The organism is Mesorhizobium sp. CU3 (genome assembly GCF_006442965.1).
GTDB lineage: Bacteria > Pseudomonadota > Alphaproteobacteria > Rhizobiales > Rhizobiaceae > Mesorhizobium.
The window spans coordinates 1-238 of the sequence record NZ_VFWX01000077.1 but is presented as its reverse complement, the minus strand read 5'-3'; the positions used below and the strand labels follow the sequence as shown (position 1 = coordinate 238).

Annotated in this window: 1 pseudogene; it reads left to right on the top strand. The window is 68.9% G+C overall.

The features are described from left to right. Positions 1–238, top strand: a pseudogene (locus FJ988_RS30690) (N5,N10-methylene tetrahydromethanopterin reductase); the annotation flags it as partial.

Here is a 238-nt window from a genome sequence, read left to right as displayed (position 1 = left end):
CTCCTACGCGCGCGCCGAACAGGCGGCGCTGGAAGGCGCGATGGAGCAGTGGAGCGCCAACGTGCTGCCGCCGGAACTGGCCGAAGGCCTGGACCAGCCCGAACAGTTCGAAGCACAGGCCCGATCGGTCAGCGCCGAGGTGGTGCGCGAGCACGTGCATGTCTCGGCAGACCTGGGCCAGCATCGGGCCTGGCTGCAGGAGCTGCAGTCCCTGGGGTTCGATCGCATCTACCTGCAC